Source organism: Legionella parisiensis (assembly GCF_001467945.1).
Taxonomy (GTDB): Bacteria; Pseudomonadota; Gammaproteobacteria; order Legionellales; family Legionellaceae; genus Legionella; species Legionella parisiensis.
The window spans coordinates 2,759,808-2,760,660 of sequence record NZ_LNYQ01000013.1 but is presented as its reverse complement, the minus strand read 5'-3'; the positions used below and the strand labels follow the sequence as shown (position 1 = coordinate 2,760,660).

Here is an 853-nt window from a genome sequence, read left to right as displayed (position 1 = left end):
CTTAAGAAAACACAGCTGCCATTCGCTCCGGAGCACCATGAAATATTATTCGACCGAGAAGCAAGCTACCTCATTACCGGTGGTACGGGCGGTTTGGCCCAGCCATTAATCCACTATCTCATACGTCGCGGAGCCAAACACCTGATTATTACCAGTCGCTCGGAATGCTCTAAGGAGAGCCTGGAGTTGATTGAAAGTGCCCGGAAAAAACAGGTGTACATCACACATCATGCGTGTGATGCCAGTAACATGCAGGGCATGGGGCATCTCATCAAAGACATAGAAGAAAGCGCCCACCCTCTAAGAGGTGTTTTTCATCTTGCCGGAGTCATTCGCAATGAGTTGCTGGTCAATTTAAGCGACAAGGAGGTGCAGGAGGTGTTGCAGGCGAAAATGGACAGTGCGCTCATCCTGCATCAACTCACTAAAAATCTGCACTTGGATTGGTTTGTCCTGTTTTCCTCGGCGGCATCCGTCCTCGGTTCTAAAGGCCAGGCTAACTATGTAGCGGCGAATGGATTTTTAGATGGCTTAGCGCATTTGCGCCAGCAGCAGGGCTTACCGGCACTGGCGATTAACTGGGGCACTTTTCACACCAGAGGGATGGCTGCCCAGAATATCGAATCGCTTGAGCGGCGCGGGTTTATCCCCTTAAATCCAGAGAGTATGGACGTGCTGGATGTGTTATTGCCAAGCCAGGAGCCGCAAATTGCCGTATGTCCTATACATTGGGATATTTATTTTAAAAACACGCAAAAACAAATCGAATACTCTGCACTCGTTGACAAGGTCTCGCCCGCCGATCCGAACTTTTTGGCGGGTTTGCAACAGCAGACATACAAAGAACGCGTTA

1 protein-coding gene is annotated in these 853 nt (G+C 49.6%); it reads left to right on the top strand.

Annotation, left to right across the window (positions count from 1 at the left end; translation table 11 throughout):
* Nucleotides 1-853, top strand: an 853-nt coding sequence (locus Lpar_RS19505) for a beta-ketoacyl reductase (RefSeq protein ID WP_237759446.1), incomplete at both ends; no start/stop codon positions are given.